The organism is Prauserella endophytica (genome assembly GCF_005146945.1).
Classification (GTDB): Bacteria; Actinomycetota; Actinomycetes; order Mycobacteriales; family Pseudonocardiaceae; genus Prauserella_A; species Prauserella_A endophytica.
Map to the genome: position 1 here is coordinate 85,278 of NZ_SWMS01000020.1, position 14,616 is coordinate 99,893.

Consider the following 14,616-nt stretch of genomic DNA (forward strand, 5'->3'; position numbering starts at 1 on the left):
CCTTGTTCGGTCGCGACCGCAGCCGGAAGGCACAGCAGCCGGCACAGTCGAAGCAGGCCGAAGGCGGCCGCCGAGGCAGGCGGCTGCCCGGTGAGCAGGCCATACCCACCTACACGCCGTCCATCGCGGCGCGCTCGATCGACGGGCACCTGCTCCGGACCGGCCACGAGGTCTACGCCTGGTACCGGCTCGCCCCGCAACGCTGGTCCTTTCGGTCCGACTCGCAGCGCAAGGACCTGATCGCCGCCATCGCGGGCCAGTACGCCGAGTTGCAGGGCCGATGGATGCACCTGCGCGTGACCACGCGGCCGTACCCCATCCGGATGTGGGCCGAGGCGCACGTGCACAACGCCCACGACCGGCCGTCCGACGTGCCGGGCTCGCTGTCCTTCGACGACTACCTCGTCGGCGAGCAGCAGCAGCTGATGGGCCGCTCCATGGCGGAGAAGGAGGTCTACCTCGGCGTGCAGGTCCAGACCCGCCGGGTCGTGGACCGTGCCGTCGAGCGGGCAGCGCCGCTGCTGCGCAAGATCCTGCCCGAGGCCGTGGACGCCGAGCTGACGGCGCTGGACTCCGAGGTCGAGCACCTCGACCAGGTCATCGGGTCGAGCGGGCTAGAGGGCAGGCCGGTGCACGCCGAGGAGATGTCCTGGCTGATGCACCGCTCGTGCTCGCTGGGCCTGCCCGCGCCCCGCAACCTGCCCGCCGTGCCGGGCGCGGCGTGGGAGCCGGAGGACCTCGCGAGCTTCACCGACGCCGCCGACTTCCACAGCGACCCGTACGCGCCGACCGTCACCGTGCGCGGCCGCACCGGCTCCAACGCGGGCGTCAAGCGTCACGTCGCCGTGCTGACCGTGGGGCAGATGCACGGCCTGCAGATCCCCGAGGTCGACGACCCGTGGGTGCAGCACGCCGACCGCCTGCCCGCCGCCGTCGAGTGGTCGGCCCGCATCTACGTTCGCAGGCCCGAAGAGGTCGCGGGAGAGCTGCAGCGCCAGATGAACAAGGTGCGCTCGCAGGTCAAGCACTACACCGACGAGCACGAGCTGGAACCGCCGCAGTCGCTGGCGCGGCAGGCGTCGCGCGTGCTGGAGATCGACGACGAGATGACGTCGGGCTTCACCGCGCTGGCCACCCGCGTGCGGTCGTGGTGGCGGCTCGCGGTGTCCGGGCCCACCGAGCGCGAGGCCCTGCGCCTGGCCCAGCAGCTGCTGGACCTCTACAAGCCCAAGGTCGCCATCGAGCACCCCGAGGCGCAGTACGCGATGGCCAGGGAGTTCATCCCGGGCGAGCCGCTGTCGAACGGCGCCTACCTCCGGCGCGGCTCGGTGGTCTGGGCCGCCTCGTCGGTGCCGACCGCGACGGCCGAGGTCGGCGACCGGCGCGGGATCCTGCTCGGCGAGACCTGCACGGCCACGCGGCGTCCCGTCGCCTGGGACCCGTGGATGGCGCAGGAGATCCGCGACGGCTCCGGTCTCACCGCGATGGTCGCCGGACTCGGTGGAGGTAAGTCCTTCCTCGGCGGCGGCATCGTCTACAAGACACTGCGCGCAGGGGCGCACTGGACGATTCTCGACCCGTCCGGACCGCTGTCGCGGCTGTGCGACCTGCCCGAGCTGCGCCCGTACGCACGGCCGATCAACCTGCTCAACGCGCAGCCCGGCATCCTCAACCCGTACCGGGTGGTCGCCGAACCGCAGCTCGACCACTTCCTCGACGAGGAGGACCCGGAGCGCGCGTGGCGGCGCGAGCGGGCACTCGCAGGCGCCACCCGGCGTCGTCTCGTCCTCGACGTGCTCACGGGCGTGCTGCCCTACGACGTCGCAAGGATGCCGCAGACCCGGATCGTGCTCCTGCGTGCGGTGCGGACCGTCGGTGGCCGCTACGACGCCGACCCCGGCCAGGTCATCGACGCGCTGCGGCGCGACTCCAGCGAGCATCACGAGCACGCCGTCGTGGTCGCGGACTTCCTCGACGAGCTGCGCGAACGCATGTCGCTGCTCATTCCCGAGACCGGTGCCGACCCATACTCCGACACCCGCGACGACCGGCTCACCGTGCTCACGATGGCCGGGCTGACGCTGCCCAAGGAGGGCGTCGGGCGCGAGCACTGGACCGATGCCGAGGCGCTCGGCGTGGAAATGCTGAACCTCGCCGCGTGGCTCACCCAGCGCTCGGTCTACGAGAAGCCGAAGGACCAGCGCAAGGGCGTCTGGATCGACGAGGCGTTCTTCCTCTCCGAGGTGCCCACCGGTCGCGTGCTGATGAACCGCTTCGCGCGTGACTCGCGGAAGTGGAACGTCCGCGTGCTGCTGTCGTCACAGATTCCCGCCGACTTCCTGAAGATCCAGGGCTTCGTGGCGCTGCTCGACTCGGTGTTCGTCGGCAGGCTCGACGACGACGAGACCCAGTCCGACGCGCTGCGCCTGCTGAAAGTGCCCGTCGGCGTCGGCTACGAGCAGGTCGTGGCGGCGCTCGGCAGGCGGCCCGGCTCGCAGCGCGAGGTCGAACGCGACCGCGACCCGAGGCAGTTCATCTTCGCCGACGGCGCAGGCGGCGTCGAGCGGATCCGTGTCGACTTCTCCGGGCCGCACCTCGAGCACCTGCGCAACGCGCTCGACACCACGCCCGGCTCCACACAGGACCGAACCCCGGCAAGGCCCGGCGCGGAGCAGCCGAGGGAGCCCGAGTACCACGTGCCCGAGCCCCCGCTTCCGGAGGACGACTTCGAGGAGGACCTCGAGCGGGCGGCCGAGCTGGAGGTCGGCCTCACCGAGGAGCAGGTGCTGGAGGAGGCCGATCCCGACCGTGCGCCGGAGCGGACGGGTGAGGAGAGGCAACCGGCGAGGGCGGGCAAGAACGGCACCGGCCGGGACGCCGCATGAACACCGTGCTGACGCTGCTCGTCGTTTTCCTGTGCGCCTGGGCCTGGCACGGCGCACGGACGAGGCGACGACGAGGTGAGGGCCCCGCACGGGGCCGCAAGAGATACGCGGCACTGGTCGCGACCATCGCGATCCTCGGTCTGCAGGCCGTCGTCACGGCACCCCCCGCCCACGCACAGGGTTGCGAGGCCCCCAACCCGGAACGCCCCGGATCCGGCATGGTCGGCGCGATCGACCCGCCGGACGTTCGTGGAGAGGAGCACAGCGCCTACCGCGACTACAGCTACGCCGGAATGGTGTGGAACGTCTACGACTGCGACAGTGGTGCGCTGGGGCTCACCGACCCCAACACCACCGTGGACACGTGGGCGGGCAACCAGCTCTTCAATATCGGCAAGAACATCGTCGGGGCCACCAACTCACTGCACTACACGGTGCTCGAGGGCGGGCTGCTCAACCCCATCTACAACGCCGTCTCCAAGGGCGCCGAGGCCGTCTACAGCAACATCTACGCGCAGCTGTTCGGAGTTGTGGCGCTGCTGCTCGCCATTTTCATGTTCCGAAATATCTGGCGCGGCGACCTCGCGACGGTGAGCAAGCGGGCGTTGTTCGCCTTGGGCGGGGTCTGGCTCGCAGCCTCGTCATTGGCGCTCTTGCGCTACTACGACGAGATCGACCGCACGATCGTTCAGACCACGACGGATATCCAGGCGGGCTTTGTCGACAACGCGGCTGCTCGCAATGTCGACGACATCCTGCCTACCCAACTTCACACCCACGTCGTCTACAACAGCTGGCTCAGGGGAACGTTCGGGGCTCCGGACGCGCCGCAAGCCGAGCAGTTCGGCAGGCCGCTGCTCGACGCTCAGGCGTTCACCGTGCAGCAAATCAGCAATGGCGACGACGCCAACCAAGCGGTCATCGAACAGAAGAAGCAGGCGTTCAAGGACATCTCGACCCAACTTGGTCCGGCCGCCGGCTATTTCACCGGCGAGGACGGAAGCCGCACTGGTGCGGGATTCCTCGCGATGCTGCAGAGCTTGGTCTACGCGCTGTTCCAGCTGTTCGCCAAGGCGGCCGTGCTGCTGGCGCAGATCCTCGTGCGCCTGTTCACGCTCACCGCGCCGCTGATCGGGCTCGTCGCGATCCTGCATCACGATGTCCTGCGGCGCGTCGGCAAGGTCATCGGGTCGGTGGCGTTCAACCTGATCGTGCTCTCCGTGCTCGCCGGTGTGCACGCGCTGCTGTTGCAGGCGATCTTCGCGGCGGGCAACTCGCTGTCGATGCTGACTCAGATCGTGCTCGCGGGCCTGGTGACGATCCTGCTGTTCCTCGTCGGCAGGCCGGCGAGGCGGCTCTGGCAGATGGTCGAGATGTCGGTGAGCATGGTCGGCTCCGCCGTCCCGACACCGAGAGGTGGCCTCCTCTCGCGGTTCCGCAAGAAGAGCGACGAGCCGACGCCGCAGGACGAGTTCTGGCGCAACGTGCGTGACGACGACGAGGCGGCGGGCGGTGCGGCGACCAGGGGTCACGCCGGCGCGACCAGCGGCGGCCGGTTCCGTCCCGAGGCCACCGTGTTCGCCAACTCCCAGCGCCTCGACACCGGCGGAGCGGCGGCGGCTCACCCCTCGACGAACTGGCCGACCGCGGTGGGCGGTGCCGAAGGGCGTCCCGCGCTGCCCGCGGGTGGAGGCGCGCCCGCGGGCGCCTTCGCGAGCTACGTGCCGGGCCGATCGCCGGGCGACTACGCCCAGCCGCGGACGGTGACCGCGTCGAGCAGGCGGGTCGACACCGCGCCGGTGACCGACCGCGGCTGGGACCGCGGCGACGACGATCCGGTGGTCGTGCCCTCGCGCATGGCGTCCGTGGGCGTCGGGTCGGCGTCGTCCGACCAGCCTCGCGAGACGATGCCGGGACCGCCGCCACCGGCGACCGTGCCGCCGCAACCGCGCCGGGTCGAACCGGAGCTGGTGGCAGGCAAGCCGGTGTTCGTGCTGTACCGGCCGTCCAGGGGACTCGAGGTTCGGGGCAGTGAACACGGGGAGTCCCGCGACACGGACCACGTGGTGCGGTAGGGGGTCGCGATGCCGATTCGTACCAACCGTGGCCGGGCGGCCGTGTACCGCCGCCTGTGGGGCTGGCCGCTGCGCTCGCCGACGCACCTGATCGGCACGTTCATCGTGGTCGTTGCCGTGCTCGTGGCCGCGGGGATCGTGGTGCCGAGGCTGGTCGGCGACTCCGGCGCGGGGGCCACCCCGCCCGCGGGCCAGTCGCCCGGTGCCGCCGGCTCGGCCACCGGCGACCGGCTGACCACCACCAGCCCGTTGCCGACGCGGCTGTCCGAGCCGCTCGCCAAGCCCACCACCGCGCCGCCAGCACCCGCCGCGCTGCGGGTCGCGGCCAACTGGGCGGCGGCCTGGGTGAACCACCCGCAGGGCGTCACCAACGAACAATGGCTCGAAGGCCTGCGTCCGTACACTACGGAGGAGTACCTGCCGGTGATGCGGAGCGTGAATCCGGCGAACATCCCGGCCACGAAGGTCACCGGGGAGCCCAGCGCCACCGCCTCCTTCACCAGCTCCGTCGAGGTCCAGGTACCCACGGACGGCCCCACCCTGAGCATCACCGTGGTCAGCACGAACGCCGGCTGGCGTGTCGCCGACTACCACCAGGCGGGTTAGCGTGCGCGCGGGGCTACTGGTCGGGTGTGTCACCGCGGCCGTCATCACCGTGCTGCTGGCCGTCGGGATGGTCGCCATCATCGACAGCCAGCGGCAGCAGGCCCAGGGCGTGACGCCGCTGAGCTGCGACGCGGCGATCGGACCGACGCAACCCGGCCTGGCGAGCAAGGGCGAGGCCGACGCGAGCGAACTCGACGAGGAGCAGCGGGGCATCGTCTCGCTCATCATCTCGATCGGCAAGGAACGCAAGCTCTCCCCGCGCGCATGGCAGATCGCCATCCAGGCCGGGATGACCGAGTCGCGGCTGCGCAATCTCAACTACGGCGACCGCGACTCGCTGGGCATTTTCCAGATGCGGCCGTCGATGGGCTGGGGCACGGTCGAGCAGGTCACCAACCCGCCGTACCAGGTCAACAAGTTCTACGACGTGCTGGAAGAGGTCGACGGCTGGGAGGAGATGCGGCCCGGCGACGTCGCGCAGGCCGTCGAGCGCTCGGCGTTCCCCGACCGCTACCACAACTGGGAGCCGATGGCGGTCCACCTCGTCGAGAACATGGGCCAGGTCGAGAACGCGTCGGGCTGCGGTGAGAGCGCCGGACCGGTGTTGCCGCCGAACCAGGTGGCGGGACAGGCCATCCAGTTCGCGCTGGGGGAGCAGGGCAAGCCGTACGTCTGGGGCGCGACCGGTCCGAATTCGTACGACTGCTCGGGACTCATGCTGCGGGCGTACGAGGCGGCCGGGATCACGCTGCCGCGTGTGTCCAGGGACCAGTACAAGGCGGGCGCGATGCTGCCGGTGGAGCAGGCCCAGCCGGGCGACCTGCTGTTCTGGGCGTACGACCCGTCGAACCCGAGCACCATCCACCACGTGGCGATGTATCTCGGTGACGGGAAGATGGTGGAAGCGCAGCAGAGTGGTGTGCCGGTGCACACGAGGGAAGTGTCGTGGGACGAGGCCGAGCTCGTTCCGCAGGCGGTCAGGCCTGGCGTGTGAGTACTACGTGGAGTGAGTGTCGTGGCCAAGAAGTGGGGTAAACGCGGAAAGCAGGGTGGCCAGTCCGCCGGACTCGACGCCGACCCTCGGAACATGTTCGGGTACCCGCAGGCGCCGAGAAGCGCTCCGCCCGCGTCCAGCACGCCGCTCGCCGACCACCTGCGCCGGGGCTGGCCGGGAGTCGACGCGGGGTACGTCGTGCTGCCGCGCTCGATCGCGGAGTCGATGCCGCTGCCGTGGCAGCAGCAGATGGCGGCGCTGCTCGCCCAGTTCCACGACACCCACGCCCGGCTGTCGTGGCCGACCTACCGGGTGGTGCCTTCGCGGCCGGAGCGGCTCATCGACCTCGACGAGGAGCAGCTCGCCGAGGCCGGTTACCTGGTGGAGATCGACGCTGACGGCGAGATGGTCTACCGCGAGCGCAGCGGCCGGAAGGTGGAGGATCCCGAGCACACGACGGTGCTGGTGTCGTGCCTCGACCCGATCGTGCGGGGTGCACAGCAGACTGTGCAGCAGGCGCCGGCGCCCGCGCAGGGCAGGCCGGCGCCGATGAACATCGGTCCGCAGCCGGTGTGGCGTACGACGTCGGCCTCGGCACCGTCGGCTCCACCGTTGCCGCCTCCGCCGACGGCGCCCTCGGTGTCCTCGCCGCAGGCGAGGGAGTCGGTGGAGCAGCCCCCGGCGTCGCCCGCGGAAGCCAAATCGGCACCGGCGGCCGCGCCGGAACCACCTGCGGCGGTGACCCCAGCGCCTCCGGTGTCCCCCTCGGCCTCGGTGACCCCTGCGCCTCCGGTGTCCCCCTCGGCCTCGGCAGCCGAGTCTCCTGCGGAGCAGGAGACCGCCACGCGTTCGGTGCCCCCGTCGGCTCCGGCGTCCGGATCGTCCGCGGTTCGGGAACCTGCCGCGGCGCCCGAGCCGCCCGCGGAGCCGCCGTCGGCTCCGTCCGCCGAGGACGTCGACGTGGACACCCCGCCACGGGGCATCGCCGTTCAACGGCCCGCGGAAACCGCGGCGGAGCCGGCGGCGCAGCAGCCGCCCGCTGGGCAAGCGCGGTCAGAGCGGGGCTGGTTCGACGAGATGCCGGGGGATCGGGGTGGCGAGCGAGCCGGCCGCGCGGAGCCGAGTGAGGCGGGTCAGGGCGGCGAGTTCGGGCCTACCGGTGACGAACCCACGGAGATCCCGTATCGGTACCGCCGCTGACGGTGGCCGCCGGGGCGGCCACGTGTCAGGCTCGGAACATGGCACCGATGAGCAAGGACCCGAACCCGGCCGCAGGCTGGTGGTACAACACCCGGACCGGTGAGGTCGAGCACGGCGAGCTGTCGCGTTCGATCGATCGCCTGGGGCCGTACCCGGACGAGGCGACCGCTCGCCGTGCACTGGAGATCGCCCGCGAGCGGACCCGGGCCGCCGACCGAGCCGATGCCGACTGGGACAGCGAGGACTGACCAGCCCGCGAGTCTCCCGTTCAGGACGGCGAGTCTCCCGTTCAGGACGGCGAGTCCCCCGTTCAGGACGGCGAGTCCCCCGTTCAAGCCCATGAGTTTCCCGTTCGAGCGCGCGCCCCGCGCGCCCGAACGCGCCATCGCGTGCCCGAGCGGGCCACTCGCGTGTCGGAGCGGGGGACTCGCGTGTCGGAGCGGGGGACTCGCGTGCGGGAGCGGGGGACTCGCGGCAGCCGCCGTCAGTCCACTGCCGCCAAGGGGCCCGGGACGAAATCGGGGTCCACCTGGTCGGCCAGCTCCTGACCCGCCCACGACCGCGCGTTGCGCAGGTGGAACTCCACCGCCTGGGCCTGGTACCTCTCCCAATCGCGCTCGGTCGCATCCACTGTGGACAGCATGGTGCGCAGGGTTCCGAGGTTGTGCGGCTCCAGCTCGCCGATCGGCCTCGCCTGCCCGCGTTCGGCGGCGCGTACGTGCTTCGACGTGCCGACCCACCCGAGCAGATCGGCGCCCACCGCTTCACGCAGGAAGTCCACGTCCTCCTCGTCGGTCACCTTGTTGCCCACCACCGCGAGGCGAACGCCGAAGTCCCGCGCGTACTCGGTGTACTGCCGGTAGACGCCGACGCTGCGCACTGTCGGCTCGCACACGAGGAAGGTCACGTCGAAGCGCGTGAAGAGACCCGAGGCGAACGCGTCGGCGCCCGCGGTCATGTCCACCACCACGTACTCGCCCGGACCGTCGACGAGGTGGTTGAGCAGCAGCTCCGCCGCACCGGTCTTCGAGTGGTAGCAGGCAACGCCGAGGTCGTCCTCGGCGAACCGGCCGGTTACGGCCAGCCGCACGCCCGCGATGTCGCGGAAGCAGGCGTCGGTGATCGGGTTGTGCTCCCTCGGCGTCATCAGCCGCGACCCGCGGCCGGGCGGGGTCGTCTTGATCATCGCGTCCGCGCTCGCGATCCTGGGGTTGTCGCCGCGCAGGTACTCCTTGATCAGCGGCAGGTTGTCGCCGAGGGGCGGCAGCGCGTCTGCCTGCTCCTGGCTCGCGCCGAGCGCCACGGCGAGGTGCTGGTTGATGTCCGCGTCGATGGCCAGCACGGGGAGTCCGGCATCGGCGAGCGAGGAGGTGAACAGCGAGGCCAGCGTGGTCTTGCCACTGCCGCCCTTGCCGACGAAGGCGACCTTCACGAAGAGCTCCTGAAAGTGAGACCGGTTTTCATTAGCTTTGGTGGCAAGGTACACCCGGGCGGCTCGGACCCGATCAGGTCATGTCAACGGCGGAACGGCGTTAGGGTTCAAGGGTGGCTCTCGCGGTCCACACGCCGGGCGCCGGCGACTTCGCCTCGCTGCGCGCCGAGTTCGAGCTGCCGGAATCCTTCCCCGCCGACGTCCTGGCGGAGGCCGAGTCCGTCGCGGGCGATCCCGCGGGCGACGGGTCCAGGGAGGACGCGACGGACCTGCCGCTCGTCACCGTCGACCCTCCCGGCTCGAAGGACCTCGACCAGGCGGTGCTCATCGAACCGCTGGCCGGGGGCGGTTTCCGGGTGCAGTACGCCATCGCCGACCTCGCCGCGTTCGTGCCGCCCGGCGGGCCGCTCGACCGGGAGGCCCGCAGGCGCGGCCAGACGCTGTACCTGCCCGACGGCAACGTCCCGCTGCATCCGCCCGAGCTGAGCGAGGGCGCCGCGAGCCTCCTGCCCGGCATGGTGCGGCCCTCGGTGCTGTGGACGATCGACACCGATGCCGAGGGCGAGCCCGTGTCGGTGCACGTCCGCCGCGCGCTCGTGCGCTCGACGGAGCGGTTCGACTACGAGACGGTTGCCGCAGGGCTCGCCGCGGGCACCGCGCACCCCTCGATCTCGGCGCTGCCCGCGCTCGGCAGGCGCCGTCGCGAGCTGGCCGTGCGCCGGGGCGCGGTCGAGCTGCAACTGCCCGAGCAGGAGATCGTCGCGGGGCCGGACGGCGGGTGGATCCTCACCCGCCGTCCGCGTCCTGACGTCGAGGCGTGGAACGCCGAGATCTCCCTGCTCACCGGCATGGTCGCGGCGTCGATCATGCTCGAGGCCGGGGTCGGGGTGCTGCGGACGCTGCCAGAGGCCGACGACGAGACGGTCAACTGGCTGCGCCGCTCCGCTCACGCGCTGGGCATCGACTGGCCGCGGGGAGCGACGGTCTCCGAGCTGCTGGCCGGGCTCGACCCCCGCAACCCCGCGTCGCTCGCGCTCTACGCGGGCACCACGCGGTTGCTTCGCGGCGCCGGGTACACGTCGTTCGACGGCGGCAGGCCCTCGGCCGCGGCCCACGCAGGCATCGGCGGCCCCTACGCCCATGTGACCGCACCGATCCGGCGGCTGGTCGACCGGTTCGCGACAGAGGTCTGCCTCGCGGTCACCCACGGCAGACCCGTGCCGGACTGGGTGCGCGAGGCGCTCGGCGAGCTGCCCGAGCTGATGAGCGCTTCGGACAACCGTGCGGCCAGGGTGGAACGCGCCTGCCTCGACCAGGTGGAGGCGTGGATCCTCGCCGAGCACGTCGGGCGGACGTTCGACGCGGTGGTGCTGCGGGCCGAGGAGACCAAGGCGGAGGTGTTCCTGGAGAACCCGCCCGTGCTGGGCAAGTGCAGCGGCACCGGCTTCCCCGACAGTGGCCGGATCACGGTGCGGCTGACCGCGGTGGACATCGAGAAGAGGAAGGTGTCCTTTGAGCGCGCGTGACACGTGGACGAAAGCGGAGGAGAAGCTGCGCGACGAGGTGCTCGCGGGGCACAGCGTCGCGGTGAACGTGCGGAAGTCCGGCCCGCACAAGCATCTCGTGCCGTGGCTGGTCGAGCACGACCTGATCGTCTACATCGGCCACTCCGGCAACCGGCACTCGTGGCCTCAGTCCGACTTCGCCAACCCGTTCGTCAAGGAGGCCAAGACCGACCGGGCGGCGATGGTCAGGCACTACCGTGAGTACCTGAAGGGCAGGCCGGAGCTGATCCAGCGGCTGCGTGACGGGGAGCTCTCCGGGCGCGCGCTGGGCTGCTGGTGCGCCCCCGAACCCTGTCACGCCGACGTGCTGCTGGAGTACTGCCGATGAAGGACGACCTCGGTGCCGACGTCCCCCTGCGCGGAAGTCCGGGCCACGTGGTGTCGCTCGTGCCCGCGCTGACGGAGGCGATCGAGGCCGCGGTGCCGGGTGCGCTCGCCGGGGCCACCGACTACTGCACGCACCCGGCGGAGCTGGCCGTGCCCCGAGTCGGCGGGTCGAAGTATCCGAAGGTCGACAAGGTACTGGACCTGCGGCCGGACCTGGTGCTCGCCAACTCCGAGGAGAACAGGCCCGAGGACGTCGAGCGGCTGCGCGCCGAGGGCGTGCCGGTGTGGGTCATGGCCGCGCCCGAGACCGTCCCTGCCGCGCTCGTGTCGCTGCGAGCGCTGCTCACGCAGGCGTTCGGCGTGGACGCTCCGGGCTGGCTGACCGAGGCCGAGGCGCTGTGGGGCGAGACCGCGCCGCTTTCCGCGCGCGCCGTGGTCCCGGTGTGGCGCAAGCCGTGGGTGGTGCTCGGCCGTGACACCTTCGGCGGCGACGTGCTGCACCGCCTCGGTGTCGCGACCGTGTACGGCGACCACACCGACCGCTACCCGCGCCCGAAGCTCGACGAACTGCGCGGCTGGTTCGACTCTGGCGAGGCCGACCTGCTCGTGCTGCCCGACGAGCCGTACGAGTTCACCGACGACGACGGGCCCGAGGCGTTCCCCGGCGTGCCGTACGTGCTCGTGTCGGGCCGCTACCTCACCTGGTACGGGCCGTCACTCGTCGACGCCCACCGCGAGCTCACAGCCGCACTCCGGTCAGCACGGTGATCCGCTCCTCGGTCAGGTCGGCCATCGCGGAGGCGGGGCCCTCCCTGCCGACGCCGGAGTCCTTCACCCCGCCGTAGGGCATCTGGTCGGCGCGGAAGCTCGGCACGTCGCCGATCACCACGCCGCCGACCTCCAGCCGCGCCGACGCCGCGAACGCGGTGGGCAGGTCGCGCGTGAACACCCCGGCCTGCAGTCCGAAGCGCGACGCGTTGACGTGCCGGAACGCCTCATCGACCGAGTCGACGGTGTTGATCGCGACGACGGGGCCGAACACCTCGTCGGCCATCACCTGCGTGTCCTCGGGCACGTCGGTGAGCACGGTCGGCGCCACGGTCGCGCCGTCGCGTTGCCCGCTGACTGGGCAGCGGGCGCCCGCCGCGACCGCACCGGAGACCCAGGACTCCACGCGCTCCGCCGCGGCCGTGTTGATGAGCGGACCCACGTCGGTGGCGGCCGAGCGCGGGTCGCCGGTGCCGAGCGCGCGCACCTTCTCGATCACGCGCTCGGTGAGCTCGGTCGCCACGTCACGGTGTGCGTAGACCCGCTGCACGGACACGCAGGACTGGCCGCCCTGGTACATCGCGAACGTGGCGATCCGCTCCGCCGCGTAGTCCAGGTCCGTCCAATCGGGACAGACGACGACAGCGGCGTTGCCGCCCAGCTCCAGCGTGACGTGCTTGCGGGGAGCCGCGTCGCGGATGCCCCAGCCGACCGGCACGCTGCCGGTGAACGACACCACCGGCAGCCGAGGATCGGTCACCAGCGCGGCGGACTGCTCGTTGCCGACGGGCAGGATCGACCAGGTGCCCTCGGGAAGGTCGGTTTCGGCGAGCACCTCGCCGAGACCGAGCGCGGTGAGTGGCGTCGCGGGCGCGGGCTTGAGCACGATCGGCGCGCCGACCGCGAGCGCGGGCGCCACCTTGTGCGCCACCAGGTTCAGCGGGAAGTTGAACGGCGTGATGCCGAGCACCGGACCCCTCGGCACCCTGCGCACGAGTGCGAGCCGCCCGGTCGAGCCGGGATCGGTGTCCAGCCGCTGCAGCTCGCCGGAGAAGCGGCGGGCTTCTTCGGCGGCCCAGCGGAACGTCGACGCCGCGCGGCCCGCCTCGGCCCGTGCCCACTTGAGGGGCTTGCCCGACTCCGCGGTGATGAGCGCCGCGAACTCCTCGGCCCGTTCCGCGAGCACGCGCGAGACGTGGTCCAGTGCACCGGCGCGCACGTGTGCGGGCAGTGTCGCGGCTTCGTGTCGCACCGCGTCCGCGGCGGCCACGGCCGACTCGATGTCCGATGTGGACGGTACGGCGTGGCGGCCGGCCTCCGCGCCGTCGTAGGGGCTGCGGATGGTGACGGTTTCGGCGCCACTCACCGGTTTGCCCGCGACCCAGAACGGTGTGGTCATCGGGCGGCCTCCTCGCGGACGGCCTGCTCCAGCACGGCGAGGCCCTCTTCGAGCAGCTCCTCCGGCAGCGTCAGCGGGGGCAGCAGTCGCACGACGTTGCCGTACGTGCCGCAGGTCAGCACCACCACACCCTCGGCGTGGCAGGCCGCGACGACCCGCTTGGTCGCCTCCGCATCGGGCTCGGTGGTGCCCGGCTTGCAGAACTCGGCCGCGAGCATCGCGCCGCGGCCCCGGACGTCGCCGATCACGCCGGTCTCGGCGGCCAGGGCGCGCAGGCGGGGCAGCGTGGCTTCGCCGATCTTCCGCGCCGCGGCGGCGAGGTCGCGGGTGCGCATCGTCTCGATGGCACCGAGCGCGGCCGCACACGCGACCGGGTTGCCGCCGTAGGTGCCGCCGAGCCCGCCGTGGTGGACGGCGTCGAGCAGCTCGGCGCGGCCGGTGACGGCGGCGAGCGGCATCCCGCCCGCGATGCCCTTCGCGGTGGCCACCAGGTCGGGCACCACGCCCTCGTTGTCGCACGCGAACCAGTCGCCGGTGCGGCAGAACCCGGTCTGCACCTCGTCGGCGACGAACACGACGCCGTTCGCGGTGCACCAGCGCGAGAGCGTGGGCAGGAATCCGGGTGCGGGCGCGATGAACCCGCCCTCGCCCTGGATCGGCTCGATCACCACCGCGGCCACCGAGTCGGCGCCGAGCTGCTTCTCGATCTGGTCGATGGCGGCAGCCGCGGCCTGCTCGCCGGTGAGCCCCGGTGCGTCGCGGAACGGGTAGGACCCGTGGACGCGGTACACCTCGGGCGCGAACGGGCCGAAGCCGTGCTTGTACGGCATCGACTTCGCCGTCAGCGCCATCGTCAGGTTGGTGCGCCCGTGGTAGGCGTGGTCGAACACCACGACGGACTGCCGCCCGGTCGCGGCCCGCGCGATCTTCACCGTGTTCTCGACGGCCTCGGCGCCCGTGCTGAACAGCGCCGAACGCTTCTCGTGCGTGCCGGGGGTCAGCTCGGCGAGCGCCTCGCACACCTCGATGTAGCCCTCGTAGGGCGTCGCCATGAAGCACGTGTGCGTGAAGGCCGACGCCTGCTCGCGGATCCGGTCCACCACGGCGGGCACGCCGTGGCCGACGTTGGTCACGGCGATGCCGGAGCCGAGGTCGATGAGGGTGTTGCCGTCGGCGTCGGTGAGCAGGCCGCCGTCGGCGGAGGTGACGTAGACCGGCAGCACCGAGCTGACCCCGTTCGCGACGGCGGCCGCGCGGCGCTCCTGCAGTGCCCGCGAGGCGGGGCCGGGGATCTCGGTACGCAAGCGGCGGTGTGTCGTGGCGGTCATGCCCCCAGGATGAGTCGGGGTTCGAGCGCCGTCAGCC

At 71.8% G+C, this 14,616-nt stretch carries 12 protein-coding genes; 9 read left to right on the forward strand and 3 right to left on the reverse strand.

Annotated features, from left to right (window positions below; genetic code table 11):
* The first annotated feature begins 2 nt into the window (after positions 1-2).
* Genes FCN18_RS28705 through FCN18_RS28730 form a run of 6 tightly spaced genes read left to right on the forward strand, consistent with a single transcriptional unit; the run spans position 3 to position 8,008 of the window.
* Positions 3-2,885, forward strand: a complete 2,883-nt coding sequence (locus FCN18_RS28705) for an ATP-binding protein (RefSeq protein ID WP_112276122.1) — start codon at positions 3-5, stop codon at positions 2,883-2,885.
* Entirely contained in the window at positions 2,882-4,960 is a 2,079-nt protein-coding gene (locus FCN18_RS28710; RefSeq protein WP_137096568.1) for a magnesium transporter, read from the forward strand. The genes FCN18_RS28705 and FCN18_RS28710 overlap by 4 nt, the downstream gene beginning before the upstream one ends.
* A 9-nt stretch (positions 4,961-4,969) precedes the next feature.
* Positions 4,970-5,566 carry a hypothetical protein gene (locus FCN18_RS28715; protein ID WP_137096569.1) on the forward strand — a complete coding sequence of 199 codons (597 nt, stop codon included), beginning with the start codon at positions 4,970-4,972 and terminating at the stop codon, positions 5,564-5,566.
* Between the two features lies 1 nt (position 5,567).
* Complete coding sequence (locus FCN18_RS28720; protein ID WP_112276128.1) at positions 5,568-6,560, forward strand: C40 family peptidase; 993 nt, start codon at positions 5,568-5,570, stop codon at positions 6,558-6,560.
* 21 nt (positions 6,561-6,581) lie between these two features.
* Positions 6,582-7,760: a hypothetical protein gene (locus tag FCN18_RS28725; RefSeq protein WP_137096570.1), complete on the forward strand. Its 1,179-nt coding sequence runs from the start codon at positions 6,582-6,584 to the stop codon at positions 7,758-7,760.
* A 38-nt stretch (positions 7,761-7,798) separates the two neighbouring features.
* On the forward strand, positions 7,799-8,008 hold the full coding sequence (locus FCN18_RS28730; RefSeq protein ID WP_110335235.1) for a hypothetical protein: 210 nt from the start codon (positions 7,799-7,801) through the stop codon (positions 8,006-8,008).
* 236 nt (positions 8,009-8,244) lie between these two features.
* Here the strand turns inward: FCN18_RS28730 and FCN18_RS28740 are convergent, their stop codons facing one another.
* Positions 8,245-9,192 carry an ATP-binding protein gene (locus FCN18_RS28740; protein WP_137096571.1) on the reverse strand — a complete coding sequence of 316 codons (948 nt, stop codon included), beginning with the start codon at positions 9,190-9,192 and terminating at the stop codon, positions 8,245-8,247.
* A 113-nt stretch (positions 9,193-9,305) separates the two neighbouring features.
* Between FCN18_RS28740 and FCN18_RS28745 the strand changes: the two genes are divergently transcribed.
* From FCN18_RS28745 to FCN18_RS28755, 3 genes are read left to right on the forward strand one after another with little or no spacing between them, the layout of a single operon-like run.
* The gene (locus FCN18_RS28745) at positions 9,306-10,718 is read left to right on the forward strand and encodes an RNB domain-containing ribonuclease (RefSeq protein ID WP_137096572.1); all 1,413 of its coding nucleotides are present in this window, start codon (positions 9,306-9,308) and stop codon (positions 10,716-10,718) included.
* Positions 10,705-11,085, forward strand: a complete 381-nt coding sequence (locus FCN18_RS28750) for a DUF4326 domain-containing protein (RefSeq protein ID WP_137096573.1) — start codon at positions 10,705-10,707, stop codon at positions 11,083-11,085. The genes FCN18_RS28745 and FCN18_RS28750 overlap by 14 nt, the downstream gene beginning before the upstream one ends.
* Positions 11,082-11,852 carry a helical backbone metal receptor gene (locus FCN18_RS28755; RefSeq protein WP_113644856.1) on the forward strand — a complete coding sequence of 257 codons (771 nt, stop codon included), beginning with the start codon at positions 11,082-11,084 and terminating at the stop codon, positions 11,850-11,852. Before FCN18_RS28750 ends, FCN18_RS28755 begins: the two co-directional genes overlap by 4 nt.
* Here the strand turns inward: FCN18_RS28755 and FCN18_RS28760 are convergent.
* Positions 11,824-13,251 (reverse strand): aldehyde dehydrogenase family protein, encoded by a 1,428-nt coding sequence (locus FCN18_RS28760; RefSeq protein ID WP_112276140.1) that lies wholly within the window; start codon positions 13,249-13,251, stop codon positions 11,824-11,826. The genes FCN18_RS28755 and FCN18_RS28760 overlap by 29 nt on opposite strands.
* Positions 13,248-14,579 carry a 4-aminobutyrate--2-oxoglutarate transaminase gene (gene gabT / locus FCN18_RS28765; protein WP_137096574.1) on the reverse strand — a complete coding sequence of 444 codons (1,332 nt, stop codon included), beginning with the start codon at positions 14,577-14,579 and terminating at the stop codon, positions 13,248-13,250. The genes FCN18_RS28760 and gabT overlap by 4 nt, the downstream gene beginning before the upstream one ends.
* Between the last annotated feature and the right edge of the window lie 37 nt (positions 14,580-14,616).

Excerpts from the sequence above, each read along its gene's own strand:
- FCN18_RS28760 (WP_112276140.1), bottom strand. The coding sequence starts at position 13,251 with ATGACCACACCGTTCTGGGTCGCGGGCAAACCGGTGAGTGGCGCCGAA.
- FCN18_RS28730 (WP_110335235.1), top strand. The coding sequence starts at position 7,799 with ATGGCACCGATGAGCAAGGACCCGAACCCGGCCGCAGGCTGGTGGTAC.
- FCN18_RS28715 (WP_137096569.1), top strand. The coding sequence starts at position 4,970 with ATGCCGATTCGTACCAACCGTGGCCGGGCGGCCGTGTACCGCCGCCTG.
- FCN18_RS28755 (WP_113644856.1), top strand. The coding sequence starts at position 11,082 with ATGAAGGACGACCTCGGTGCCGACGTCCCCCTGCGCGGAAGTCCGGGC.
- gabT (WP_137096574.1), bottom strand. The coding sequence starts at position 14,579 with ATGACCGCCACGACACACCGCCGCTTGCGTACCGAGATCCCCGGCCCC.
- FCN18_RS28710 (WP_137096568.1), top strand. The coding sequence starts at position 2,882 with ATGAACACCGTGCTGACGCTGCTCGTCGTTTTCCTGTGCGCCTGGGCC.